Raw genomic sequence first — 25534 nt, 5'->3', positions numbered from 1 at the left:
CGGCCGGGATCCGACATGCCGCCCCCCACAGTGCCCCCGGGCACCCTGCTCGACCCGCCCACCGTCACCACGCCCCGGCCACCCGTCGTCCTGCGCCCGCGCGTGCCGCCGGCCACCCCACGGCCCGGTCCGAGCCGCGCACTCACGGCAGCCGTGCCCGCGGGCCTCGTGATCGCCCTGGGCCTGTGGGGGATCACCCGCCAGGACAGCATGTGGCGCGACGAGGCCGCCACCTGGCAGGTCGCCCACCGCAGCCTGCCCGAGATCTGGCAACTGCTCGGGCACGCAGACGTCGTCCACGGCCTGTACTACGCCCTCGTGCACGTCATGTTCGAGGTCTTCGGCGACAGTCTCCTGACGCTGCGGCTACCCTCCGTCCTCGCCATGGCCGTGGCGGCCTCTCTCACCGCCGACCTCGGTGCCCGGCTCGCGGGCCGATGGAGCGGGCTCGGCGCGGGGCTCGCCTTCGCGCTGCTGCCCACCCTCCAGACGTACGCACAAGAAGGCCGCCCGTACGCGATGGTGACCGCCACCGTCGCGCTCGCCACCTGGCTGCTGGTGGCGGCCATGCACCGCCCGCGCACCCGCACCTGGAGCGCATACGCTGTCGTCGTCCTGCTCGGCGCGCTGCTCAACTGGTTCTCCCTGCTCGCGCTGCTCGCCCACGCCGCCACGCTCGCCCTCGCCCGGCCCCACCGCACCATCCGGGTGCGCTGGCTCCTCGCCGCAAGCACCGCCGTACTCGGCGCCCTGCCCCTCGTCCTGGCCAGCCGGGGCCAATCCAGGCAGGTTTCCTGGATACAGCCCACCACCCCTGGCACGATGTACACCGTCGCAGCCACCATCCTTGCGGCCGGCGGCTGCGCACTCCTGCGCCGCGCACACCGACCCGCCGGTCCGGCTCCGGCAGCGGCGGGAAAACTGAGCCTGGCCGCTGTGGCCGTCCCGCTGTGCGCCGTCCCGCAGCTGATGCTCCTCGCCGTCTCGCTCACCTGGCAGCCCCTCTACGTCGGCCGCTACGTACTGGTCGCCCACATCGGCCTCGCCCTCCTCCTCGGGGCAGCGATCGCCACACTCGCCACGCGCCTGCCCACCCACCCCGGAGTTCCGCTCGCTGCCGTCACGGCACTCGCGTTCCTCGCCCTGCTCCCCGTGGAACAGCATGTACGCAGCCCACACAGCCGCGTCGACGACGTACTGGCTGCGGCCCCCGTGGTGGACGCAGCGCGTGGACAGGGCGCCGCGGTGGTCTTCCTTCCCTCGGCCCGACGCGACACCGCCCTGGTCACCCCGGGCGCGTTCCACGGCCTGCGCGACATCGCGCTCGCCCGGAGCCCCGTCGAGTCCGCCACCCTGCACGGCATCGAAACAGACCCGGACACCACAGCCCGCGCAATGCTGCGCGAACGGCACATCATCCTCATCAGCGACGCAGAGCCCCGCCCCGCCCGCAACGCCCGCGACCGCGCCAAACAACGCATCCTGCACGACCACTTCACCAAACGCTCCACCACGATCCGACGCGGTCGCAGCATCACCCTCTACGAACGAATCGACCGCCCGCATCACAACCGGCCTGCCGCCAACAGGCCGTAAATTGGCGCCACCTGCGCTACGCGCCCCAAGAGCGGTGTGGAGGGGTCATCTTGGGCTGGAGTCCGCTGATCTACAAGTTCGTCGACGGCGGTGCGGAGCCGGTGCTGCTGGACATGGCGTTGGTACGGGCTGTTCTGGAACCTCACGATGTCGGGGACCTGCAGCTCACGGTGGGCGAGGACGGGAGCCTCGGGTTCTGGGTCCGGGCTTCCGACGGCAGTGAGGCCGAGACATTCGCCGGTGTGCAGGGCGTCGAGGTGCACCGCCCGCATGCCGGAGGCGTGTGGGGCATCGTCGCGGAGCTGGTCTCCCGGCTGGGAGCGGTCGTCATCGACCCGAGCGGGGCCGGGGTCGTGTGCAGGGCGGAGGAACATACGCACCTTCCTGCGGCCATGCAGGACGATGCCACAGTGATCGAGATGACGGGTGAAGCCCTTGAGGCCGCTCTCACGGGGCCGCGCCGCAATGCCGCGGCCGTCGCGCGCCGCGAGAGCTAGGATCCGGGCCATGGCCCTCACCACGAACGACGTGGACCGGTTCGAGGCCTCCAGGCCCCGCCTGGAGGCCATCGCCTACCGCCTCCTCGGCTCCGCGAGCGAGGCCGAGGACGCCGTGCAGGAGACGTTCCTGGTCTGCAAAGGCGCGGCCTGGGGCGTCACCAACCCGACGCTCGGGATGCCTACCCGGCGCCGCCGCGTACTGCGGGAGCCGGCCCGCGCGGGTTCGGCGGTCAGGACGCCGGCCTGACGCGTCCGCGTACGCCGAACTGCCGGGCCCAGGCCAAGAGACCTGGGCCCGGCAGCGGGCGCCACGAGGGCGATGTTCCTTATACGACGGCCTTGTACCCCTGCCAGCCCGTCGCGATCTTCGCACGGCCGCCGAACGACCCCTTGCCGTCACCACTGTTGCGGTACAGGTTGCCGCTGGTGTCGCGTGAGACGAGGTCCGTCTTGCCGTCGCCGGTGATGTCGCCGGCTCCGACGACCGTGTTGTAGGAAGCGCCCCAGTTCGAGAACACCTTCACGCGGGCCTTGAAAGTGCCCCTGCCGGTGCCGTCGTACCGGTACAGGTTGTTCGACTTGTCCTGGGCGAGGAGGTCGCCGATGCCGTCGCCGTTCAGGTCACCGGCCCCGACGACCTTCTTGTACGTCTTCCAGTTGTCGTACAGCTTCACGCGCGCCGACAGCTTGCCCGTGCTGGTGCCCTTGTACAGGTAGACCGTGCCGGTCGAGGCGTTGCGGGCGATCAGGTCCGGGCGTCCGTCACCGCTCACGTCACCCGGCGAGGCCAGCACGTCGTACTGGGTCCATCCGGAGGTGGCGAGTGTGGTGTACGGCGTCGAGGGCGTCGCCGCCTTGCCGCAGGCCGGGCGGTAGGCGCGCAGGGCGCCGCTGCTCAGCCGGACCAGGACGTCGTTGCACCGGTCGCCGCTGAGGTCGCCGTACGGCACGAACCTCGCGGTGGTCGGCCAGCCGGCGCCGGAGACCTTGCTTCCCAGCGTGCCCGTGCCGGTGCCGCGCTGGATGGTGAGGGTGCCCGAGGAGTTGAGGGTGAGCACGTCGCCGACGTCGTCGTTGCCCGCGTAGTCGCGCGGTGCCGCCGCTCCCGCCGTCACCTTGACGTCGCCGGAGAGGCTGAGGGCGGCGCCCTGGCCGTCGGCGGGCTGGGCGGTGAGTGTCCAGGTGTAGGTGCCGTTGGTGACGAGGCGGCCCGCGGAGTCCTTGCCGTCCCAGGCGGCCTTCAGCAGACCGCGGGCGGCGGCGCCGGACACGGTACGCACGGTGGCGCCGGACGCCTTGTGGCGGACGGTCACCTTCCAGGAGGCGGCGGGCTTCGACAGCCACCAGGTGCCGGACCAACTCGCGGACCCGGCGGTGACCGTGGAGTCGATGGCCGACAGCGCGGACGCCGGAACACCGGTCGGTACGAGGTGGACGCGCTGCTCGCGGTCGGCGTAGGCGACGCCGCCGCCGAAACGGTCCACGGTCCAGGTCGTGCCCACCCCGAGGTTGTCCTGGCCGAGGTCGGCCCAGTCGGCGAGCTTGCGGCTCGGAAGGTCCGTGTGATTGCCGCTGGACGGCAGTCCGTTGTGCAGGTCGATGAGATTCAGCCCGCTGCCCGACTGGGTGCCGCCGACGCGCTCGACGAGGTAGCCGTCGCCGAGGAGGACCCTGCCCGCCGGGGCGGTGGCGGTGCGCTTGGCCGTACGGTCGTAGACGCCCGAGCCCTGGACGTCGCCCCAGGCGTCCACACAGGTCCAGTACACCCAGCGGCCCACGGCCTGGAGGCTGGACGGAGTGCAGCCGTTGCGGGTGGTGAAGGACTCCACGGCGGTGCCGGACGGGAGCCGGGTGGCCGTGACCCTGCCTCCGGTGGCGGCACCGCTCCACAGGGTGTTGCCCCAGACGGCCGCGGCGACCCGGTCGCGCTTCTGCAGGACCTTGCCCGCCGAACCGTCGGGGAACTCGCCGATGTACTGGTAGCCGGAAGAGGCGCCGTCGACGACCGCGTACCGCCCGGAGAGGTCCTTGAGCTGCGGGGTGTCGTCGCCCGTGTCGAGGGTCGGGCCCCAGTCGGTGGCGCCGTTGGTGCGCAGCATGGTCAGGTCGGACTCGGTGGCGTCGCGGCGGCCGTGGTGGCCGGTGCCGTCGGCGAACATCCGGATGCAGCGGGTGGCGCCGGCGGCGCAGTCGCCGTCCCGCCCGCTGACCAGCCCGTCCACGGTGGTTTTGGCGACGCCCGGGGTGCCGCTCGTGGTGAGCCAGGTGCTGCGGTACGCGCCGATGATCGTGCCCGGCTCGTACAGCGTGCTGTTGTCGGCCGTGGTGAGGATGCCGCTGCCGAGCGAGAGGCCGTTGATCTGCGCGGGCATCGGCTGCACGGCGGCCAGGCGGCTGCGGGTGAGCGAGCCGTCGGCGGCCCGTGCGATCCGGTACACGCCCCAGTCGAGGTCACCCCGCTCGACATACTGCTCGGCGCCCGCCACGAGGACGGAGCCGTCCGGGGCCTGGACGACCCCGTGGGCGGCCGGGTCCATCACCTCGGTCAGGTCGGTCTCCGTGCCGTCCGACGTGAGGGCCCACAGCGGCTGGCCCCGGTACTTGTTGTCGCCGGGCGCCACCGGTTCGAGGCCGAGCAGCTTGTCGCCCACGATCCCGTACGCGGCCTGGTAGGACAGGGCGCCCGTGTCGAAGGTACGGGGCGCGGCGGACAGGTCGGCGCGGTCGTACAGGTCCGCCTTGCCGCGCCCGCTGCGCAGCCGCAGCACCGAGTCGGCGCCCAGCCGGAAGCCGGTCACCTCCCAGCCGTCCGCCGGGTCGACCCGGTCGGGCAGCGCGCTGAACGCGCCGGTGGCGAGGTCGACGATGCCCCAGTGACCCCAGCCTTCGTCGCTGTCGGTGGTGTAGCGGAGGATGACGGACCGGGCGTCGCCGTCCTCGACGACCACGTTCCCCGCGCCGTCCGGCAGCCCGGTCACGGGCGTCTGTCCGACCCCGCCGCCGTCCTGGACGCGCCACAGCTGGTAGGCGTTCGGGTTTCCGCTGACGCCGCTGGTGCTGGTGAGGACGGTGTCGCCGAAGGTGCCCTGGTAGGTGTGGTGTTCGGGCACGGGCACCACGGTGGTGCCGCCCGAGGTGCCCGCGCCCTGGAGGAGGGTGACGTGGGAGTCCTCCTCGGAGTACAGGGCGACGGTGTCGGACCCGTCCCCGTAGTGGCCGAACTGGAAGGAGGCAGCCTGCTGGAAGTAGCCGCTGTCGATGTCGTACTGCACCGGAACGTCCAGCCGCTGCTCCAGCGCGGTCGTGGTGCCGGTGGCGTAGTCCGTCCACAGGAGCCGGTCGTCGCCCTCCTGGGCCCAAAGGAAGCCGCTGGTCCCCGCGTTGAGGATCTGCGTGGCCCTGGGGACGGCACGCGGGGCGGTGGGCAGTACGAAGTCTCCCGCCGCGGCGGCCGACTGCGGAGCGGCTGCCGCCGAGGACGGTACGGCGGCGAGCGGGAGGCTGAGAGCCAGTGCCGTCGCCAGGACGGCCGCGGTGCGTGCCGCCGGCGGTCCGAGGTGTGCTGAGCGTGAATCAAGAGCCGGTCCGGGCTGTCTGTGTCGGCGTCGGCCGAGTCGGGCCACCGTTCCTCCTGAAGGGCAAGAAGAAGGCATGGCGGGACATACGGCAACGCCCTGGCATTTCCCCCGGCCCCCCCGGCCGCTCCCCCCACGCGTGTGAGGGGAGATTAACAGCATGCTCATGACCGGCTGCCGTGGCCTGCCGTCCGCGGGCACACCGCTCCCGGCGACGGTCGCTACTGCGGGTGCGGGCTTGTCGGCGGCCGGGCCCGCGTCGGGCAGAAGGGTGCTGGAAGTCATGGTCATCACCTGGGGGCGGGATAAGGGGACGGGACGGCCCGTCCCGGATGTCGTGTGGGAGTGCGGCACGGAATGCGCGGCGCTAGCAGGGGAGTTGGGACGGGATCAGCCGAACAGGCCGGTGCGGGGCCGGGCCCGGCTGCTCCGCTTGCGGCGCATCGCGAGAGGCGTACGGCGGTCGAGCCGGGGACGGTGGCCGGCATCCGCGTGCCCCGCGCTCGAGGCGTTCCCGCCCCCGACCGCACCGGCACCGGCGACCAGCCCCGAGCGGAAGAGCCCGTGGTCGATGCGGCGGGCCGCAGCCGACTCCAGTGCCTCCCGGAGCGGCCCGTCGCGCAGGACCGCACCGGGACCGAGCAGCCCCTCGACCACGTCCAGTGCCCCGGCGACGTCACCGTGGGCGAGCCGCTCCCGGACCGCAGGCAGCGCCTCCGGGCTGCGGTGCACCGCGTCGATCGCCCGCAGGCACGGCAGCGCCGGTCCGCCGAGCGCGACCAGTAGCTCCTCCCGGTGCAGTTGGGCCGGGTCGTGATCGATCGCCGTCAGCACCCCGTCCCGCAGCGCGATCCGGTGGACCTCGCCCCGGCACTCCACCCGGTGCGGATCGCCGGGCTCGGGGGAGGGGCCGGCCACCGGGGCCGAGCCGGACGCGGCCACCGGGCCGGACGCCGCCAGTGCTGCGGCGACGAGCGGATGCAGCCGCTCGGCCGCTACCAGCCCGGCCTGCAGCAGCTCCAGATCCGGAAGGACCCGGGCCGCCGCCTCAGGTAGCACCGGAAGCGCCGCGACCTCCTGCGGTGGCAGCGCCTCCCGCAGCGGCCGGAACGTCGGGGCATGGCTGTCGTCAGGGGCGACGAGTTCGAACACGGCGCGGCTCCGCGCACCGAGCCGCACAGTGAAGGCCCCGCGAGGGCGCCCCTCGGCCCGCAACAGCAACTCCGCCTCGGTGGCCCAACTTGCCACCGCCCACGCGGAATCGTGGAGGGCAGGCCGATCGGGACGATCTGGCAGGACCGGTCGACCGGGTAGGTGGATCCGGTCGGGCGGCACCATGGGCGGTACCCCGCCCGCACCGCACCGCCGCGCCAGTTCGCCGCTCCGCCCGGCGTCCCAGAGATGCCGGTGCAGGTCGAGCCGGAAACGCCGGTCGGTATGCGGGTGCGGGTGCGGATGATGCCCGGGGGCACCGTTCCCGGACCCCTCCCACAGGGCCAGGGACATCCGCTGTCCGGCGTCCGCCCAGGCCGGCGGTGTCCGCACCACCAAGTCCAGCGGCGTGGCGCCGGGACTCCGGTAACGGGCCAGGGAGATGGTCAGGCCGGGCCGGAGCCACCCGTCGGGGGCGATCCGGGGCATGTGCCAGCGGAGCAGATCCGGCGCCAGCAGACGCAGATCTGTACGGAGGTGGGTGACGAGATCGGTACCGTGGCGGTCGCACACGGCGCGCAGATCGAGATCGACGTCGATCCGGGCGGCGGCGCAGGCCCCCGCCCAGTCACCGACCGCACGCCGTGCGGTCGCAGTCTCGATCATGGACGGTGGGACGGCGTACTCACGCACGCGCTGCCACATCAACAAGCGGGCCGGAATCGCGTTCGCGAAGTGATGTGCCATCAGCACTCACCTTGCGCGAACGATTCCCCCAATCCGTAAGAGCAGAGGTTCTTCATCTGCAGCATCGTAACCACCCCGATAACGATCTGTCAGTCCCCTTGGACCGCCCATCGACCTTCCTCGCCGGGCCGAAGGACATACCCGTCAGGACCGATCACCCTCCCGGCCACAACGGCCGCGCCCGAGGCGATCATGGGACAGCGGTGTGGGTCACCTCGTCCCGCTACGTCCGCAGTGCAGCGCTGACTCGAAGGCGTGACCACCGAGTGCGACGCCGACTACGAAGCGTTCGCCGGATCATCGTCCTGAGCCGGCGTCCCCTTTCTTCTTCGTACGGCCCTGCCGCAGCAAGGCGGACAGGGCCACGAAACCGACCGACCCGATCACCGCGAGCTTCCACGCCCCCTTGGCGACGAGCCACCCCAACCACGGATGGGGGACCCAGCCCAGCCAGGAGAACACCGCCAGCACAATTGCCGCCCCACACACCGCTGCCGCGATCGTGGCGACGATCGCCACACCCTTGGACAACTTCTGCTCCTCGGACGCTGTGACGTCCGTGACTTCATGGCCCATGCCTACTCCGTTCTCGGGTGAGGTGTAAATCTTCAAACTGTGGTGGCCGCAGGCCCCGCCAGGCGGCGAGTGGGTTCGGGGGTGGTGCGTGCGATGCGGAACCGGTGGCTCAGGCGCAGGACCACCCACGCGTACAGCGGCAGCACGATTGCTTCGGCCGCCAGCATCTCCCAGGAGGCATCCGCAGCGGTGGAGGTGTCGCTGAGCCCGCCCCCCGTAGGTGGCGGAGAGGAGGAAGATGACGAGGTTGTTGACCACATGGAAGGCGATGGCCGCCTCCAGACCACCGGTACGGATCACCAGCACGCCCAGAACGAGGCTGAACAGGACCAGGTAAGCGAAGCCCCACGGCGTGCCCAGCCCGTGAGCCAGGGCGAACAGCAGACCTCCCACGGCGATGCCGGCCCAGGGGGCGCGCAGGTAGCAGCCGAAGACCTGGGGGATCCAGCCGCGGAAGACGTACTCCTCGTCGGCGGCCTGGAGCGGCACCAGCAGGACGAGCATCGCGGCGGCGGCCAGGAACGTCGGCCAGCCCGCCCAGGCATAGGACGTCGACTCGGACGCTCCAGCCCCGGACACGGCGGTGAAGACGGTTATCAGGCCGAGCAGGAGCAGTACCGCGGCCACGGCCACCCCCAGGCAGACCAGCAGCCAACGCCAGCGCAGCCGTCCGGTCACCGAGGACAGGGTGCCGGCCGGTCGGCGTTGCACCAGGCGCGCGGCAAGCAGCACCAGCGGGAGCATGAGCGCGAGTATGAGCAGCAGCGCGGCGTTGTCCCACAGGGGATCGGCGAACAGCAGGTCGCCCGTGCCCTCCTTGACCCCGGCCAGCGAGGCCGCCGCGAGTGGAGCAGTGCCGCGAAGCTCGTGCTGATCCCGCTGGGGCGGGCGTTCGAAGCGGTCCGTCTTCCCCACCGCATCGTGCACGGTGCCGTCGGCAGCGAGGACCCGGCCGTGGCGAGTGATCGGCTCGCGCAGTGCCTGGGGGTGGTCCGGTCATCCACGACCCCGGATTCCGGCGGTACTACGCCCTTGTACCGGTCGGCACCTCACAGACGTGGCTCACGCCGCTCGCCGATTGCCTGGGCGAGGGCACCTACCTGGGCGTGCCGCGTGCCGACCGCACCGAACTGGACGAGTGGACGCAGGGCTCGTATTGGGTTGTGCCCATGACCCGTCCAGGCCGCCTGTGCGCAGCGGCCGACGTGCTGGCGTTCGTGAGGTCGGGCGGCAGTCCGACCGATGAGGACGAGTCATGAGCGCGTTCAGAACCAAGGCTGCGCCGCTGGACCTCGAAACGATGCGCGCCTGCGCGGACCGCCTGCTCGCGGAAGACGTCGAGGCTCCATACCCCGAGGACTTGGAGACGCTCACGCTCCAGCTGCGCGGTCACATCATGGTGGCCGTTCCCGCGGTGGAGACGGCTGCGCTGGCCCTGCCCGAGGACGGAGTGCCGCGGGTCTGTGCGCTCTTCTGCATCGGCGAGGCCCGCCTGCGGCTGAGCGTTGAGCCCGGCAGCAGCCTTCCCGCCCGCGTCGCGCACGCGCGACGCCTCGCCCGGTCCGTCCATGCTCTGTGCGACCACTACGAGAACGGGAACCATTGGTGCCCGAACGGCCCCGGGCGAGCGGCGTACCTACGCATGCTGCAGCACTGCCCCGCATGCTCGGCCTGCCGGACCGTGGACGACAACGGCGAGGCCACCGGGACCTGCACGACCGTCGACCGGCTCTACGAGGAATACCGGCAGGCACGCCGCGGTCCCTTCCCCGTGAGAGCACCCGAGACGCACTCGGACCGTGGCCCGGACTCTGCCTTGAAGATCCATAGGCGACCACCGACGGGCCGGTGCCCGGAGGGCGACCGCTGGGCTAAGGCCCCCGATGGAGAGGGCGCGGGTGGGCGAGCGGGAGGCCGGGCCGGGGTACCCGGACCCTGAGGAGACCATCGCCCTTGCCCCGGCCACTTACGAGCAACAGGTGGGCGGCCGTAGCTCGGCCGTCGGCCGTCGGCTCCGTGGAGGTGAGATTCGCTACGGCATGAGCGGATCCGCGGCGGCTGACACTGTGGTGCGGCTCTGGCGCGCTTCTGGCATGCGGCAACATGGCTGCTGACCAGCGCGGATCTCGTCGCGTCGGTGTGGTGCGTGAGCCCGATCGTGCCGCTGTCGACCGTGGTTGTCCGCTCTTACGGGCACGGTTCGGGCACGGCCGCGGCCTGCGGCGTACGGCAGCCGGATGCCGGCTGCCGGTCCGTCCCGCGCCTACTTGGTGAGGTGCTCCTCCAGGTCGGCGAGGACCTCGTCGGCGGCCATCACGCCGAGGCCGAGGTACCAGGTCTCGTCCGGGACGTCGTACGCGCGCCCGGCCTTGACGGCGTCGAGGTTCTTCCACAGCGGGTTGCCCTGCGCCTTGGACTTGTCCGTGGCCTTCGGGTCGCCGTAGACGCCGGTGAAGACGTAGTCGGCGTCGGCCTGGTCGATGTTCTCGGCGCTGATCTCGGCGGCGAGGTCCTCGATGTCCTGGTTCTTCGGGCGGGGGATCTCGAGGTCCTTGAGGATCGTGCCGATGAACGAGGCGTTCGCGTAGAGGCGGATCACGCCGTCGGGCAGGTAACGGACCATCGAGACGGTCGGCTTGTCGGCGCCCAGCTTCGCCTTCAGCGCCGCCACCTTCTCGTCGTATTCAGCGAGCTGGGCCTTGGCCTCGGCGGTCTTGTCCAGGGCGGCCGCGTTGAGGAGGTAGTTCTCCTTCCACGTGAAGCCCGGACGCAGGGAGAAGACGGTCGGCGCGATCTGCGACAGCTCGTCGTACTTGTCGGCGGCGCGCAGCTGGCTGCCGAGGATCAGGTCGGGCTTGAGTGCGGCGATGGCCTCGAGGTTGAGGTTGTTGATCGTGCCGACGTTCTCCGGGCTGCCCGCGTCCTTCTTCAGGTACGACGGCAGCTCGGGGGAGCCCTCGGTGGGGGCGAGGCCGACCGGCTTGATGCCGAGCGACACCACGTTGTCGAGCTCGCCGACGTCCAGGACGACGACGCGCTTGGGCTGGGCCTTGATCTCGGTCTCGCCCATGGCGTGCTCGACGGTCCGCGGCCATTCACCCGCCTTCGCGTCGGTGCCCATCGCCGCGGTCTGTTCCGCCGCCTTGGAGAAGTCCTCGCCGCCCTGGGCGACCGCCTTCTTGTCGTCGGCTCCGGCGGAGGCGCCCGCGGACGTCTCCTCCCCGCTTCCGGAGGAACCGCCGCAGGCCGTCAGCGAGAGGGCGGCGGCGAGGACGAGGGCTGCGGCGGCGGTACCGCGGCGGCTGGCAGACATGGGAAGGCTCCCGTCGTACGAATGGAACTTAGGCGAGCCTTACTTTATGAGAAGCCTGTGCATTCGGAGCATCCGGAGCATGTGGCTCCGCTCACGTTCCCGGTACGGCCTGCTCGGGCACGGCCGTATGCGTCGAACGCGGCGGTCCCGGCACCACCAGCGGATCGCCCGTCACCGGATCCGGTACGACGACCGACGCGAGTCCGAAGACCTTCTCGACCAGCTCGGCGGTGACGACGTCGGCCGGTGCGCCCTGCGCCACGATCCGGCCCGCCTTCATGGCGACGATGTGGTCGGCGTAGCGGGCCGCCTGGTTCAGGTCGTGCAGCACGGCGACCACGGTCCGACCCCGCTCCTGGTTCAACTGTCGTACCAGGTCCAGGACTTCCACCTGGTGGGCGATGTCGAGATAGGTCGTCGGCTCGTCGAGCAGCAGGACGTCGGTGTCCTGGGCGAGGGCCATCGCGATCCACACGCGCTGACGCTGACCGCCCGACAGCTCGTCGACCGGCCGTTCGGCGAGCTCGGCGGTCCCGGTGCGCTCCATCGCTTCGGCGACGGCCGTCTCGTCCGCCTCCGACCACTGCTGCCACCACTTCTGGTGCGGCTGCCGGCCACGCGAGACCAGGTCGGCGACGGTGATGCCCTCTGGCGGCACGGGCGTCTGCGGCAGCAGGCCGACGGCCCGGGCGATCCGCCGGGTCGGGATGCGGGACAGCTCGGTACCGTCGAGCAGTACCGCGCCGCGCTTCGGCTTGAGCAGTCGGCCCAGGGCGCGCAACAGGGTGGACTTTCCGCAGGCGTTGGGCCCGACGATGACGGTGACCTTCCCGTCCGGGACCTGAAGGTCCAGGCCGTCCACGACCGTACGGTCCTCGTAGGCGAGGGTGAGCCCTTGGGCGATGAGACGGTTGCCGGTCACGCGGTTCCTCCGGAACGGCTGCTACGGGAGCTGACGATCAGCCACATCAGATACGGGGCGCCCACCAGGGCGGTGAACACGCCGACCGGCAGCTCGGTCGGGGAGAAGAGGCTGCGGGCCAGCAGGTCGGCGACGGTCACGATCAGCGCACCCATGAGCGCCGAGCACAGCAGTGGGATGTGCGGGGTGCGGGTGAGCCTGCGGGCGATCTGCGGGGCGAGCAGCGCCACGAAGTCAACGGGTCCGGCGGCGCCGGTCGCCACGGACGCCAGCACCACACCGAGCGCGCCGAGTCCGAGCCGGTCCCGGTCGAGCCGGGTGCCGAGGGCGGTGGCGGTGTCGTCGTCAAGGCCCGCGCCACGCTGGACGCGGGCCGCCCACAGCAGGAACGGTACGAGCAGCAGCAGTACGGTCGCCAGCGGTTCGGCCTGGTCGTAGCCACGGCCGTTGAGGGAGCCGGTGAGCCAGACCTTGGCCTGCTGGGCGACCAGGTAGTCGCCCTTGGTCACGAACAGCCGGGTCAGGGAGCCGAGGGCCACCGAGATGCCGATGCCGACGAGCACGAACCGGGCGGCGTGCAGCCCGCGCCGCCAGGCGAGCAGATAGACGAGCAGTGCCGCCGCGAGACCGCCGACGACGGAGACGTAGGGGAGTACGGCGTACGAGGTGACGCCGAACGTCATCGCCGCGACCGTCGCGGCGCCCGCCCCGTGCGTCACGCCGATGACGTCGGGGCTGGCCAGCGGATTACGGGCGACGGTCTGGATCAGCGCGCCGGAGACCCCGAACGCGGCGCCCACCAGCAGCCCGGTCACCAGACGCGGCAACCTCAGCGTGCCGACGACCAGCTGGTCGGGGCTGGGCAGACCCAGCAGCACGCGGACGACCTCGCCCGGCGCGACGAACGACTCTCCGACGCACAGGGACGCGACGACGGTGGCCGCGAGCAGCGCGGTGAGGACGGCGGCGACGAGGAAGCTCCTGCGGTGGAGCAGGAAGCTGCTCTTCCTGGCGCGCAGGACGGCATGCCCCGGAGGTCGGAGAGTGTCCTGGGTCACGCCGCCACCAGCTTCCTCCGCCGTACCAGCACCACCAGGAACGGCACCCCGGCCAACGCGGTCATCACGGCCACCGGCACCTCCGAGGGCCGTACGACGACCCGCCCGAGGACGTCCGCGAGGAGCAGCATCACCGGCCCCAGCACGGCGGCCATGGGCAGCAGCCAGCGGTGCCCGGGGCCGACGAGGGCCCGGGCGATGTGCGGCACGGCGAGGCCGGTGAAGGCGATCGGGCCCGCGGCGGCCACCGCGACGCCGGTGAGCACGGTCGCGCCGAGGGCGCCGGTCGCGCGCAGCAGCGCCACGTTGCGGCCCAGCCCCCGCGCGATGTCCTCGCCGAGCGCGAGCGCGTCCAGCCCGCGGGCCATGGCCAGCACCAGCAGCAGCCCCGCGACCAGGAAGGGCCAGGTCTGCCCGACGATCGAGGCGTCCCGGCCGGCGATCGAACCGACGTCCCAGAACCGGAACTCGTCCAGGGCACGGGCGTCGGTGGTGAGGATGCCAGTGACGACGGAGGCGAGGAAGGCGTTCATCGCGGCGCCCGCGAGCGCGAGCTTGACGGGCGAGGCGCCCCCGCGTCCGCTACTGGCGACGACGTAGATGCACACCGCGGCGACGGCCGCGCCCGCGAAGGCGTACCAGACGTATCCGTTCAGCGTGTGCACCCCGAAGAAGGTGATGGCACAGACGACGCCGAGCGAGGCGCCCTGGCTGATGCCGAGGATGCCGGGCTCGGCGATGGGGTTGCGGGTGATGCCCTGAAGAACCGTTCCGGCAACGCCGAGGGCGACCCCGACCAGCACACCGACGACCGTCCGCGGCGCCCGCAGCGCCCGTACGACCTGGGCGTCGTCGCTCGTGCCGTGGTGCAGCAGCGCGTCCCAGACCGCCGTGGGGGCGATCGCGCGGCTGCCGACCGCGAGGCTCAGCACCACGGCCAGCAGCAAGAGAAGAAGGGCGACGGCCATCCAGCCGACACGTCGGCTCGCGACTCCTGACATGCGCCCTTCCCGTATCCACTGTCAATTAGCTAAGGATTGCCTAAGCGTACGTGGTGAGGAGAGCGCGTCCTCGGCCGACTGCTTGTGGGCCCACCACACCGGGGCGCACCGCTCCTGCGGATTGTTCGCGGCGATGGCGGCGATGCCTGCGCACGCGCCGAGCGTGTGAAGCGCCTCGCGCAGCGCGCCGAGCTCCTTTGCAGCGTCCGTGACAGGTGCGAGTACGACGAGATCACGGAGACGTTCACCGACCTCTGCCCTGACGCGCCGGTGCCGAAGAACGCGGGGCCCTGGATCGGTGCGGTGCAAGACCGCACGGCTCAGGCCGGGGAGCATCGCAGTGCCTCGGCGGTGGACCTCGTCATCGCCCCGGGGTCGAGACCCTGGACTCGATGCGCCGACTGGTGCGCGTCCTGCGCGAGGACGAGAACCGCACCCTGCGCTCCGGCGAACTCTTCACCCAACTCGCCACTTTGGTCGCCGACTTCTCCTCGGGTGGCGAGCAGGAGGCGAGTCTGCGGTTCGCTGCGGCGGCCCGCGCGGCGAAGCTCGCACCGGAAGTCGAGACGTCCGTGCAGCGAGTCGTACAGGAGGCGCTGACGAACGTACGTCGGCATGCTCCCGGTGCCACGGTCGCGGTCCGGGTCGAGGCCGTGCGGGCCGCGGCACGCGGAGACGCACTGGTCTCGCCCGCCGTGACCCTGCGTCTGCTGCGGCAACTCGAGGACCGGCGGATGCCTTCGGAGGACGATGGCGCACGGTCCCACCCTCTGACCGACCGTGAGCTCGATGTCGCGCGGCTGGTGGCGGTGGGCCGCACCAACGAGGAGATCCGGACGGAGTTGTGCCTGTCCCTGTCCACGGTGAAGACGCACCTGACGAACATTCACAGCAAGCTGGGTGTGCGAAACCGGGTCGAGGTCGCCGCCTGGGCCTGGGAGAACGGTACGGTCCGCCCGCCTCGCTGACGCTCCGGTGTACTCCGGCCGCCCTCTCTATTTTTGCGTGACGGGGATCACGCCGAGGGGAAAACCTGCCGCCGGGGCCCGCCGTCCAGAGGGTGTGAGATCAGTAAGGAAGGCACCGGGGGAGCTGGACGAGGAGCGTCTCGTCCGGCTGGTGGCCAAGGGCGACCGTGCCGCGTTCGAGGAGCTGTACCGGCGTACGTCGCCGTGGATGGCGGTGCGGCTGCGCCGTCGCTGCGCGGACGAGCAGATCGTCGCCGAGGTCATGCAGGAGACGTATCTGGCGGTGTGGCGCGCGGCGGGCGCGTTCGCCGGGACCGCGGCCGGAGGGACGGCCGTCGGCTGGCTGTACGCGCGCTCGCGCCAGGTTCCCGCGTCGTTCGCCGCAGTGGTGATCAGCGCGGTGGCGGTGTGGGCGCTTGCCCGGGACGGCAGCGAGGGGCACGTTGATCCGAAACTGCCCGCACTCGTCCTCGCCGCGGGGGCTGTGGCGGCCTCGATCGGGCTCGGCGGGCAGGACCTCGCGCTGGACCGGACGGCCGCGATCCGCTGGGTGCCCCGCAGGGCGGCGCATGTGCTGCTCATCGGCGCGGTCGTCGGCGCGGTGCTGCTGGCGGTGCAGATGATGGGCGAGGACCTGGCCACTACCGCGTTCGTCGTCCGCGGCAGCGCGGGGCTGACGGGGCTGATCGCCGTCGGGGCGACGGTGTTCGGGGCGCAGTACGCGTGGACGCTGCCGATCTCCTGGCTGTCGTTCTCGCTCTTCGCCCCGCCCCCGACGGATGCGCCGATGGAGGTGGCGACCTGGATGCTGCTGCCACCCGGCACGACGGCGGGCACCTGGACGGCCCTCGTCCTCGCGGTCGCCGGCACCGCGGCCTACGCCGTCGCGGGACCGCGACGGTAGCGGGTCCGACAAGCCGAGCCAAGGGGACAGCGGCCCCCGTCCTTCCGTTGACCGGTGGAGCCACCGGTCAACGGAGGTTGCGCATGGACAGTCGTGGCCGCCCACCCGCCCCTTGCCCTTGCGTGTGCGGGAGACGGCCACCAGTGACGGCCGATCCCTTCTCCCTTTACAAGGACTTTCTGATGCGGCAGACCGACCGCGACCGCACCTCCTCCGTATCGCTTCCGCGTTCAGGGCAACCGACAGGAAGCCGGTGAAGGACGGCCCCGCGGCCGGTTCGAAGGTGCGGGCCGACGGCTGCTCCCATCAGGACCGGAAGTGCCTCCTGACCGCCGACGGCATGATGCCTGCCCGCGAGCGCGGAGCGAGGTAGCTTCCAGCGGGGCCGGAGGACGGCATGCACGTGGGCACGGGTCCGTCTCCGTGCTGCTGGCTCTGGCATGACGATGCCACGCTGCTCTCTGCGTGGGACAACGGCAGCGACGGACTCTTCGGCGTCGGCCCTGCGGTCACATGGTGGGCGGCTCGGGCAAGGGGGCGTCGTGCAGGGCGACCTGATGGCGACCATGCCCGCGGCGAACAGCAACAGCACGTGGGGGAGAAACAGGGGGAGGCCCCACCACAGCGGGCGCGACGTCATGGACAGCCAGGTCGTGACGATGTACCCGGGCCAGGTGATGGGGTTGACGACCAGATGCGCTGCGATGCAACCAGTAGCGGGGAACGTCGGCCGGTAGCCGGACGGGGTCAGCGTTTCCTCGGGCATCGATCACCTCCGGTCCTCGAAAGTCCGGAGGATTGTGCCCCGGACACGCCGGGACCCCTCCCGAGGCCGGTGCCGAGACGGCGTGAACGGCCGCCTGTGGCCGGCAAGCTCCAAGGCGAACGAACCCCAGGCCGCTGACCCGGGGTTTCAGAATGCGAGGAGGTCGAGCGTGCCGGCGCCGTCCCGCACCCCAGGTCGACGGTGTGGCGCGTGGTGTCTTCGACGGGCAGCCATTGGGCAGCGGACGCACCGGCGCCCGGTCCTCCGGCTCGCGTTCCCTGCGGGCGGCCGCGGATCAGGATTCCGAGCCGGTGCTCGCGGATCTCCCGATGATCTGCCGCTCTGACGTGAGCTTCCCGTCTTCGGCGGCACCCCTGTGTACCACGCGCGGGCGCCGTCCTGGTGACGACGGCCGAAGGAGACCGGCGAGCGTACGATCCGGGCCGGAGGGGGCGCACATGGAGGGCACAGGGGGCGCACGCGAAGAGTGTTGAAGCGCTTCCGGTAATCCATTGTGACCCCTGCCACATCGCAGCTACCCTTCAACTCCCTTTCCTCGGCCTTCTTCTCTCAACTTCCTTTGCAACAGGCCGAGTCGGCCAGGAGCCAGTGGCGTCTTATGGCGTGGGTTGATCAGGTTGGACATGGGGGGAGTTCCGCATGACCGCACCTTTCGACGGCCCCAGATTCCCGAACGACCAGGCCATTGAGTTTGTACGGGAGTTCCGGGTCACCGTGGCCCCCGAGTACGAGAACCGGGCGAAGCTGGAGACCAGTCCGCCGTTGTTCCTCCTGCGCGTGCCGCAGGCGTCGTACCGGAGCGGCGTGGACCGTGTCGTCGCCGCCCTGACCGGGGCGCTGCGGCAGCGGGTGCCGTTCGCTCATCTGCCGGCTGGAACCAGGGCGGAAGCCGACTCCAGGCTGCTCTCCGCCGGCGCCGGGACGCAGCTGTACCGCAGCGCTCCGCAGCACATGACGCCCGACCGCTTCCCGCACTTCCACGTCATGTGCGACCTGGTCGAGTACATCAGGTCGCACCCGGAGGAGTGGGCGACGAACGCGAACCAGGAAGCGGAGCTGCGGACCCACGCCAGTGAGCGACGGGCCCATCGTGGCGGTCCGTTGGCCTTCACCAGGATGGACGGACCGTCTCTCGACGGGCTCGCCGGCTTCTTGGCCAACCTGAGCTGGCTGTCGTTCGTTCAGCTGCTCCCGCGGTGGTTGTGGGCCCGTCGTGTCTCCCGCAAGGTGATGCGGGGCTGGCTCGGCGCGGAACAGGTGGCTCAGGGCAGCAACAACCTCTTCCGGCTGATGGACCGCGTGGCCGCCGAGCGATCCGTGCAGCTCATGGACGACGCGGGCCACGAGGAGGCGCTCCAGGAGTTCGACTGGCTCGTCCTGCGCGCCCTGCTGGAAGACCTGCGCCGACCCGCGATCGGGCGGATCCTGCCCGGCCGGCGCCGCAGAACCAGCCGCCCGGTCCTGTTCGTGGAGCTGCCTCCAGCAGGAGAGCCGGGTGCCCGCGCCGCCGAGCGTTTCCTGCGCTCCCTGCGCCGGGCCCAGGCCACCGCCCGGCCGCCGGGCCCGCTCGTCGTCGCCGTCGGCGTGCCCTCCGACGCCCTGCTGCGGGAGCTGGGCGATCCGGTCGAGAGTACGTTCCCGGAAGCGAGCGTGCGCCTCGCCGACAACGGCTCTGCCGACGAACCCCCGGTCCTGGTCACCATCTCCGAGGGCGCCCTGGCGGCGCGCGGCGTGCCCGTCCTGCCCGTCGCGCCGAGAACGTTCAGGTTCAGCCGGTACGTCCCGACCTCGATCGTGAGCGGGGTGACCACGCTCGCCCTGCTCACGGCAGGACTCGTGCTCCCGGGCGTGATCCCCCCGGCGCGCGACTGCCTCGGCGGCACCGGGTCCGTGGCGGAGTCCGCCCCCACCGAGCCGATACCGGTGGAGGCCGCAGCCTGGTACGAGGCGGCCACGAAGACCATCGACGATCAGAACGCGCGCGTCGCGCAGTACGCCGACCGGGGCCGCGCCGTGCGGACCGTCGTCGCCTTCGTGTCCGACCCGCCGAAGACCGACGACGAGACGCGCTTCGACGGGACGATCCCGGAGCTGCGCGGCATCGCGATGTGGCAGGAGAGGCTGAACCGCGAGGCCGCCGCCGACGACTCCTTGATACCCCTGCACGTGGATATCCGCGAGGCCGGAGTCGCCTTCCGAGACGCCGAGAGCGAGGCGAAGAAGCTTGTCGCGGAGATGGCGGACGAGAAGAGCGTCCCGGCACACGAACGAGTCGTCGGAGTGCTGGGCTTCGCACAGAGCCGGCAGGAGACCCAGGCCGCCCTCCGGGTCCTCGGCGAGGCGGGCATCCCCTCGATCGGCACCACCGCGACCGCCGACGAGATGCTCACCGGCCCGGCCGCCCGGACCTACTGGCCGTCCACGCCGTTCAACTCGCGCGAGGCCAGGATCGAGGCGGACTTCGCGTACACGGAGAACATCGTGGCCGAGCCCGGCTTTGAGGACCGCTGCACCCCGGCCGGGCACGCGATCGTGATCGAAAGCTCCGCGGACCTGTACAGCCACAGCCTTGCCGGCCGGTTCGTCAGCGAGTTCGACGGCACGCACCAGGTGTTCGACTTCAACCAGCAGGGCGACTTCAGCCCCACGCCACTGAGCGGTGCCGTCAGCCAGCCCGATGCCGATCTGCTGGCACGGGCGCTGTGCGACGCGCTCAAGAACAAGCCGGACTCGGTGGTGTACTGGTCGGCGCGGGCCAAGGACTTCACCGCGCTCATCAACTCCATGGACACCGCCGGGACGTGCACCGCGCGTGACGTGACGGTGCTCGGCGGCAACGAGCTGACCAACGTGGCGCAGACCGGTGCCTTCGCCAACAAGGACTGGTTGCGCCTGTACTACTCCGCGCACCGGTTGCCCGCCGACGATCCGGACGCGAGTGACAGGACCCGGCAGTTCGTGGCCGAGTACGACGCCTATGTGAAGGCCACCACCGAAGGCACGGACCCCTGGCGGCAGGACGGCCACTCCGCGGTCTCGTACGACGCCTTCCACGTCCTGTCGCAGGCGGTGCGCCAGGCCGGGCTGCACGACCCGGACATCGACCGCGAGTCCGTCCTGTTGGTCCTCGGCACGGGCATCGCCTTCAACGGAGCCACCGGATACGTCTCCTACGACGGCGCCAACGCCCCACCCCACGACAAGACTCTCGTCCTGCTGCGCCAGTCGGGGAACCACCCAGAGGCCGTCCTCGCCTGCGGCGCCTACCGCCAGGATCAGTCGAGCGAGGCACAAGGGCCGCCCTGCGCGGGCTGATCAGCCGCTCCCTGTGTTCGCGAGTCTCACCTTGCCCTACGCACTGATCCCGGATCACGAGCTGCGTGCTCAGCACGACGTGGTCATCGGACGCGAAACCCACGTCTCGTTCCAGGGCGAGGCGTACGGCGGTACGGCCCAGTTCCTCGTACGGCACGCGGACGGTGGTGAGGGCCGGCGTCAGGTCGGCGGCGAACGGGACGTCGTCGAAGCCGACCACGGAGACATCGCGGGGGACGCGCACACCGGCCTCGCGCAGGGCGGCCCGCGACCTCGCCACCGGCAAGACCGTCGGCGCCGGCGAGCGGCCGAAGCTCGGCCCGCGCAGCACGCTCGTCCTGTACCGGGGCTGACCGCCCACCGGGCCGGTGCGGCAGGGGACCGCACCGGCCCGCGCCCCGCATCCGCACTTCCCTTCGGACCTTGCTGTTCTCCCTCTGATCCCTCTCATCGGACAACACCGTGCACTCGCTGATCCAGAACCCCGTCCCCCTCTTCCACACGGACCTCGGTCCGGCGGGCGCCCCGGCCTTGCTGCTCGTGCACGGCTGGGGCGGCGACGGCAGGGAGTGGTCCCCGCACGCCGAGGCGCTGGCCGGCCGGTTCCGGGTCGTCGTGCCCGATCTGCGGGGGCACGGCCGGTCGCCGGTGCCGGAGGTCCACACGCAGGTTCGCCCCTGGGAACCGTACGGACAGGACCTAGGCCTCGCTGCGCCCTTACCGGCTGGCAGATGTCTCCTCGGACTCACGTTGCAGGACCACGCCGTCAATGGGTGAGTCCGGCCCTTTCGCAGGCGGACTCGAGCTTCGGGGTGCAGATCTGGTCGGTCGTGTACACGCCGTCCTTGACCACGGTGTCCTTGATGTTGTCGACGGTCACAGGGACGGGGTCGAGCAGGACGGCGGGGATGTCCTGGGTGGTGCGCGTGTCGACCGTGGTCTCGGTGATGTCGTCGAGCTTTTCGCCGCGGCCCAGGGCGACGGCCATCTCCGCGGCCGCGTCGGCCTCGGCCTTGAAGGGCTTGTAGACGCTCATGTACTGCTCGCCCCTGATGATGCGCTGCACGGCCGCGAGGTCGGCGTCCTGCCCGGTGACGGGAGGCAGCGGCTCGATCCTGGCGGCCTTGAGGGCGGAGATGACGCCGGAGGCGAGGCCGTCGTTGGCGGCGTAGACGCCGTCGATGTTGTCGGCGCCCAGGGCGGCGATGGCGCGGACCATGTTGGCGTGGGCGTTCTCCTGCCTCCAGCCCTGGATGTCGTACGTCTTGCCGATCTTGACCTTGCCCTTGAGGACGGACAGCGCGCCCCTCTTGAAGGAAATGTTGGTCGGGCTGGTCTGGGGGCCGTTCCTCATGACGATCTGGCCGCCGTCCGCCTTGTCTTGTCGCCCATGGCCTTGAGGAGCGCCCCACCCTGGAGCTTCCCGACCCGTTCGTTGTCGAAGGAGACGTGGGCCGAGATCGGGCCCTCGACGAGGCCGTCGTAGGCGACGACCGGGATGCCCGCGTCGTGTGCCCTCTCGACCGCGGAGCGGAGAGATCTGAAGTCCACGGCGCTGAGGATCAGGACCTTCACGTCCTTGTTGATCAAGGTGTCCACCTGTCGTTGTTGGGTGGCCACGTCCCCCTCAGCGTTGGCGTACACCATCGTGCAGTCCCCGCACAGCTCCTTGAGCTTCTTCTCGATCAAGGGCATGCCGAACTTCTGCCAGCGAGTCTGGATGACCTGGCTGAACAGCAGGCCGACCGTGAAGCCGCCCCTGCCAGGGGCAGTCCCGCCCGAGTCGGCGGACTCCCCGGCCGTGCCGCAGGCGGCCAGTGACAGGGCCGGCGACAATGCGGCTGCGGCGATGGCCGTACGACCCCGATACGCACTCACACGGGGACCTCCTGGCTCCCCCGAGAAACCCCCTGACCGTCCACGTCGGCCACTCGTCGCCAGGATAGGCCGGGCGGTGTGATGCGGCGGATATCCGGCCCCGAGGTGAGTGGTAGGGGTGCAGGAGTGGCGATACCGGTATCGCGGATCGACTGCTCCCGCCCGGTTGGACTCGGGTGACCGGGTGTCACAGTCCCAGGGAGATGGCCAGTCGGGTGAGTTCGGCCGTGCTGTTGATGTTGAGCTTGGCCCGGATGCGGCGGAGATAGGCGTCCACCGTGTGCTTGGAGAGTCCCATGTGGCGGGCCGTTTGCAGGTAGGTGCGCCCTTCGGCGATATGGCGCAGTGTCTCCCGCTCACGCGGAGCCAGCGCAGGTGCGGGGGCCTCGACGTGCGGCATGGTGGCTGTGAGGCTCATGGGGTTTCCTCCGACGGATCGGCTCGGTCAGCACTGCTCACACCCTCGGAAGCAGGGGACAAATGCCCGAATGGTGCTATTTGCCCTTATTTGAAGAGTCTGGCCGGGCGACTTCACGACGGTGTCCGCCGACTGTCACAGACGTGTCACGAGGCGCGCAGTGGGCGTGCCGCGGCGCGATCGCAGAAAGGAGCCGGGTGGGTGCACGGATGACCTGTCCTCGGTCGGGCTCAGCGTGAGTCTTCTCTCCAGCCGCGTTCGAGCAGGTCGAAGATCTCGTCCAGGGCGCGCCGGGGGTCCTTGCGTCCGTGGACCAGGCTGGGGCTTTCCATGACGAAGCGGGCCAGTGCGGCGACGCGGACGTCACCTTCGGGGGCGCCGGTGGTTTCGGTGATGGCGGCTGCCAGAGCGGTCTCGTGCCGCCGCCACATCCGGTGCAGGTACTCCTGCAGGGCCGGTGTCTCGTCCACCAGTTTCATCATGGCGGTGAATTCCGGGGTGTCGCCGCCGAACGCCATGCGGGTCTGCACCAGGTGGTCCCGGAGCGCACCGAGGACCGACTGGCCGGGGGCGCGGTCGCGTACGGCGGCGACCAGGGCGGCTTCCCTGCCCTCGTCCTCGTCGAAGATCAGGGCCTCCTTGCTCGGGAAGTGCTTGAAGAGCGTGGTCACGGCCACATCCGCCGCTTCGGCCACATCCCTGACGCCCACGTTGTCGTAGCCGTGCTCGGTGAACAGCCGCATGGCGGCGTCCGCCAGCGCCTTGCGGGTCTGGGCCTTCTTGCGCTCCCGGTCGGCCTGACCTGGCAGAGCAAGCCGGCCGTCACCCTGCTCGGCGACGCCGCCCACCTCATGTCCCCCTTCGCCGGGGCCGGAGCCAACCTCGCCATGATCGACGGCGCCGAACTCGCCCTCGCCATCGCCAAGTCCCCCGACAACCCGGCAGCTGCGATCGAGGCGTACGAGAAGGAGATGCACGAGCGCGTCCTGCCGGAGGCCCAGATGGCCTCGCACCACCTCGACCTCATGATCGCCCCCGACGGTGACCAGCAGTTCCTGGCCCTGCTCGACCAGCTCACGGCCATGGACGCCGAGGGACCCGACGCCGACCGGTAAACCCTGCCGACGCCAACAGCCGTGGCACCGCCCGACACCGACAGGAGCAGCACCGTAACCGCCTGGCCCGGCCCCCATCGCCGCGCGGGGGCCGGGCTCGAAGGACGGCTTCCTGGTGCGGTCGCACCGCTGTTGACCGTGGTTGACCGTTCTTACGGGCACGCTATGAGCACGGATTCGGAGAACCTCGGGCACCGGGCGTGCACGAGCGGGCTCTGTGCTGGGCCAGGCCGGTTCGGATGTTCGACTCCGGGGGAGCCTTCGCGAGTGCTCACTTGCCGGATTCTGGCCGTGCCACGGCAGCGCCTGGCCGGTGGCAGCGGCGATGCACTCCAAGCCCCGTGCCTGCCGGGCGCTCAGCCGGGAATGTCGGGGGTGTACTCGTTCCGCCCCCACTCGGAGGAACCGAGCGGATAGTTGTACGCGGGCCGTCCCACGTTCCCGCTCGTCCGGAAGGGTTTGCCGTTGTCGTCGATGCGTACGGTGCCCTGCCGGTCACCGCTGGACCACTCCAGCTCCAGGTACCAGCTCACGTTGTGCGCCCGCGCGTCGGCGAAGATGTAGAAGACCTCGGGATCGGACTCACTCACCTTGTACGGGAAGTCGCGCTGACCGGCCTTGGGGGAGAGCGCGGGCCGCCCGGCATCGAGGTCCACCCCGAATGACGTCGTCTCCACGCCGCCACCGCACCCGACGCCCATCTCGAAGTCGTTCCAGGTGAGCGGCGCGCTCTTCTCCACCACCCGCACATGCAGTTCCTCCAGGACGACGGTGGCCTTCCCGGTGCCCTGCACCGTCAGCGCGAGCATCTGCTGTCCGCCGGCCACCCCGCCGAGCGCGGTGACCCACCCGCGCGCGTCCGGCTCACTCGGTGGCGGAGGCACCTGCTCGGGCTGCCGGTCGACCAGGTAGTGCTGGCTGCACGGGTCTTCCCACTTGTACGGATTGACGGCGACGGTGGGCGCGGTGGCCCCGTTCTCGGAACCGCCGCCCTGGGCCGCCCCGGCCCCGCTGCTCCGGGAGGCGGAGGCGGGAGCCGTGGGTGTGCCGCTGCGTGAGGTGGATGGCGAGGCCGACCTGCCCTTCGCGTCGGCCGACTCGGAGGCGCCGGGGCTTTCGCCGACGGAATCGGCGGAGCCGACAGATGGGGAGGCAGCCCCCATGGACTGCTTCCCGCCCCGGTCGTCATCCCCCTCGCCGGGCACAAGATTCACCAGGAGCACGGCCGACACGAGGACGGCGGCCACGGCCGTCCCGGCGAGGACGACGGTACGCCGCCGCGCCACGGGAGCCTCCGCCGAGTGCCGCTGCCCACCCTCGGGACCGGCCTCGGCCGCTGCTGCTTCGGTCCCCGACGTCTCGGTCCCGGCCTCCGCCGCCGGCCGCGCCCGCGGTTCCTCCTCCGCAGGGGCCCCGCCCGCCTTCTGCCTGCGCCGGGCATCCGCGAGCACCCACCGCCGATGCAGTTCCACCAGTTCCTCGGGCGTCGCCTTGCACACCCGCGCGAACCGTTCCACGGGCGCGTAGTCCGTCGGTACGGCGTCCCCGTTGACGTACCGGTGAAGCGTGGACGCACTCGTGTGCAGCCGCTTCCCGAGCACCCCGTAACTGAGCCCGGACCGCTCCTTCAACCGGCCCAACAGCTCCGAGAACTCGTCCCCCGCCACCGTTCCTCCCTCTCCCCACGTCCCGGCCCCCCGTTCCAGGGG

At 71.1% G+C, this 25534-nt stretch carries 19 protein-coding genes and 4 pseudogenes; 11 read left to right on the top strand and 12 right to left on the bottom strand.

Annotated features, from left to right (window positions below; genetic code table 11):
• Positions 1–15 precede the first annotated feature (15 nt).
• The 3 genes and pseudogenes from ACKTSN_RS22705 to ACKTSN_RS22695 all read left to right on the top strand — a co-directional run.
• The gene (locus ACKTSN_RS22705) at positions 16–1596 is read left to right on the top strand and encodes a glycosyltransferase family 39 protein (protein WP_409470797.1); all 1581 of its coding nucleotides are present in this window, start codon (positions 16–18) and stop codon (positions 1594–1596) included.
• A 50-nt stretch (positions 1597–1646) separates the two neighbouring features.
• On the top strand, positions 1647–2093 hold the full coding sequence (locus ACKTSN_RS22700; RefSeq protein ID WP_409470796.1) for a hypothetical protein: 447 nt from the start codon (positions 1647–1649) through the stop codon (positions 2091–2093).
• 10 nt (positions 2094–2103) lie between these two features.
• A pseudogene (locus tag ACKTSN_RS22695) lies at positions 2104–2340 on the top strand (sigma factor); the annotation flags it as partial.
• A gap of 82 nt (positions 2341–2422) precedes the next feature.
• Here ACKTSN_RS22695 and ACKTSN_RS22690 read toward each other — a convergent pair.
• The 3 genes from ACKTSN_RS22690 to ACKTSN_RS22680 form a co-directional block, all read right to left on the bottom strand.
• A complete protein-coding gene (locus ACKTSN_RS22690; protein WP_409470795.1) occupies positions 2423–5719 on the bottom strand; it encodes an FG-GAP-like repeat-containing protein in 3297 nt (1098 codons plus the stop codon).
• 342 nt (positions 5720–6061) lie between these two features.
• A complete protein-coding gene (locus ACKTSN_RS22685; protein ID WP_409470794.1) occupies positions 6062–7570 on the bottom strand; it encodes a hypothetical protein in 1509 nt (502 codons plus the stop codon).
• Positions 7571–7867: 297 nt separating this feature from the next.
• Positions 7868–9061: a CPBP family intramembrane glutamic endopeptidase gene (locus ACKTSN_RS22680; RefSeq protein ID WP_409470793.1), complete on the bottom strand. Its 1194-nt coding sequence runs from the start codon at positions 9059–9061 to the stop codon at positions 7868–7870.
• Positions 9062–9123: 62 nt separating this feature from the next.
• Here ACKTSN_RS22680 and ACKTSN_RS22675 point away from each other — a divergent pair, with 62 nt between their 5' ends.
• Together ACKTSN_RS22675 and ACKTSN_RS22670 are read left to right on the top strand one after the other, a co-directional pair.
• Entirely contained in the window at positions 9124–9405 is a 282-nt protein-coding gene (locus ACKTSN_RS22675) for a hypothetical protein (protein ID WP_409470792.1), read from the top strand.
• A complete protein-coding gene (locus ACKTSN_RS22670; protein WP_409470791.1) occupies positions 9402–10085 on the top strand; it encodes a DUF6415 family natural product biosynthesis protein in 684 nt (227 codons plus the stop codon). The genes ACKTSN_RS22675 and ACKTSN_RS22670 overlap by 4 nt, the downstream gene beginning before the upstream one ends.
• A gap of 324 nt (positions 10086–10409) precedes the next feature.
• Here the strand turns inward: ACKTSN_RS22670 and ACKTSN_RS22665 are convergent, their stop codons facing one another.
• The 4 genes from ACKTSN_RS22665 to ACKTSN_RS22650 all read right to left on the bottom strand — a co-directional run bounded on the left by ACKTSN_RS22665 (position 10410) and on the right by ACKTSN_RS22650 (position 14440).
• Positions 10410–11459 carry an ABC transporter substrate-binding protein gene (locus ACKTSN_RS22665; RefSeq protein WP_409470790.1) on the bottom strand — a complete coding sequence of 350 codons (1050 nt, stop codon included), beginning with the start codon at positions 11457–11459 and terminating at the stop codon, positions 10410–10412.
• Between the two features lie 91 nt (positions 11460–11550).
• The gene (locus ACKTSN_RS22660) at positions 11551–12381 is read right to left on the bottom strand and encodes an ABC transporter ATP-binding protein (protein ID WP_409470789.1); all 831 of its coding nucleotides are present in this window, start codon (positions 12379–12381) and stop codon (positions 11551–11553) included.
• Positions 12378–13439: a FecCD family ABC transporter permease gene (locus ACKTSN_RS22655; RefSeq protein ID WP_409470788.1), complete on the bottom strand. Its 1062-nt coding sequence runs from the start codon at positions 13437–13439 to the stop codon at positions 12378–12380. Before ACKTSN_RS22655 ends, ACKTSN_RS22660 begins: the two co-directional genes overlap by 4 nt.
• Positions 13436–14440, bottom strand: coding sequence for a FecCD family ABC transporter permease (locus ACKTSN_RS22650; RefSeq protein WP_409470787.1), 1005 nt, complete (start codon positions 14438–14440; stop codon positions 13436–13438). Before ACKTSN_RS22650 ends, ACKTSN_RS22655 begins: the two co-directional genes overlap by 4 nt.
• A 392-nt stretch (positions 14441–14832) precedes the next feature.
• Between ACKTSN_RS22650 and ACKTSN_RS22645 the strand changes: the two genes are divergently transcribed.
• The 4 genes and pseudogenes from ACKTSN_RS22645 to ACKTSN_RS22630 all read left to right on the top strand — a co-directional run bounded on the left by ACKTSN_RS22645 (position 14833) and on the right by ACKTSN_RS22630 (position 20414).
• Positions 14833–15408, top strand: coding sequence for a helix-turn-helix transcriptional regulator (locus tag ACKTSN_RS22645; protein WP_409470786.1), 576 nt, complete (start codon positions 14833–14835; stop codon positions 15406–15408).
• 94 nt (positions 15409–15502) lie between these two features.
• Positions 15503–15757, top strand: a pseudogene (locus ACKTSN_RS22640) (RNA polymerase sigma factor); the annotation flags it as partial.
• Complete coding sequence (locus ACKTSN_RS22635) at positions 15752–16312, top strand: hypothetical protein (protein WP_409474896.1); 561 nt, start codon at positions 15752–15754, stop codon at positions 16310–16312. The pseudogene ACKTSN_RS22640 and the gene ACKTSN_RS22635, both read left to right, overlap by 6 nt.
• 1426 nt (positions 16313–17738) lie before the next feature.
• The gene (locus tag ACKTSN_RS22630) at positions 17739–20414 is read left to right on the top strand and encodes an ABC transporter substrate-binding protein (protein ID WP_409470785.1); all 2676 of its coding nucleotides are present in this window, start codon (positions 17739–17741) and stop codon (positions 20412–20414) included.
• Positions 20415–20463: 49 nt separating this feature from the next.
• Here the strand turns inward: ACKTSN_RS22630 and ACKTSN_RS22625 are convergent.
• A pseudogene (locus ACKTSN_RS22625) lies at positions 20464–20682 on the bottom strand (substrate-binding domain-containing protein); the annotation flags it as partial.
• A 194-nt stretch (positions 20683–20876) separates the two neighbouring features.
• Here ACKTSN_RS22625 and ACKTSN_RS22620 point away from each other — a divergent pair.
• A complete protein-coding gene (locus tag ACKTSN_RS22620) occupies positions 20877–21191 on the top strand; it encodes an alpha/beta fold hydrolase (RefSeq protein ID WP_409470784.1) in 315 nt (104 codons plus the stop codon).
• Here ACKTSN_RS22620 and ACKTSN_RS22615 read toward each other — a convergent pair.
• The 3 genes and pseudogenes from ACKTSN_RS22615 to ACKTSN_RS22605 all read right to left on the bottom strand — a co-directional run bounded on the left by ACKTSN_RS22615 (position 21181) and on the right by ACKTSN_RS22605 (position 23453).
• A pseudogene (locus ACKTSN_RS22615) lies at positions 21181–22292 on the bottom strand (sugar ABC transporter substrate-binding protein). The gene ACKTSN_RS22620 and the pseudogene ACKTSN_RS22615 overlap by 11 nt on opposite strands.
• Before the next feature lie 187 nt (positions 22293–22479).
• Positions 22480–22710 carry a response regulator transcription factor gene (locus ACKTSN_RS22610; protein WP_409470783.1) on the bottom strand — a complete coding sequence of 77 codons (231 nt, stop codon included), beginning with the start codon at positions 22708–22710 and terminating at the stop codon, positions 22480–22482.
• Positions 22711–22940: 230 nt separating this feature from the next.
• Positions 22941–23453: a TetR/AcrR family transcriptional regulator gene (locus tag ACKTSN_RS22605; protein WP_409474895.1), complete on the bottom strand. Its 513-nt coding sequence runs from the start codon at positions 23451–23453 to the stop codon at positions 22941–22943.
• Between the two features lie 108 nt (positions 23454–23561).
• On the opposite strand from ACKTSN_RS22605, the gene ACKTSN_RS22600 reads away from it, so the two are divergent.
• The gene (locus ACKTSN_RS22600) at positions 23562–23825 is read left to right on the top strand and encodes a hypothetical protein (RefSeq protein ID WP_409470782.1); all 264 of its coding nucleotides are present in this window, start codon (positions 23562–23564) and stop codon (positions 23823–23825) included.
• 356 nt (positions 23826–24181) lie between these two features.
• Here the strand turns inward: ACKTSN_RS22600 and ACKTSN_RS22595 are convergent, their stop codons facing one another.
• Positions 24182–25492 (bottom strand): transcriptional regulator, encoded by a 1311-nt coding sequence (locus ACKTSN_RS22595; protein WP_409470781.1) that lies wholly within the window; start codon positions 25490–25492, stop codon positions 24182–24184.
• Positions 25493–25534: the final 42 nt, after the last annotated feature.

The organism is Streptomyces flavusporus (assembly GCF_046267975.1).
In the GTDB taxonomy this organism is placed as follows: domain Bacteria; phylum Actinomycetota; class Actinomycetes; order Streptomycetales; family Streptomycetaceae; genus Streptomyces; species Streptomyces flavusporus.
The sequence above is the reverse complement of the archived record's forward strand: the minus strand, read 5'-3'. Positions and strand labels throughout refer to the sequence as shown.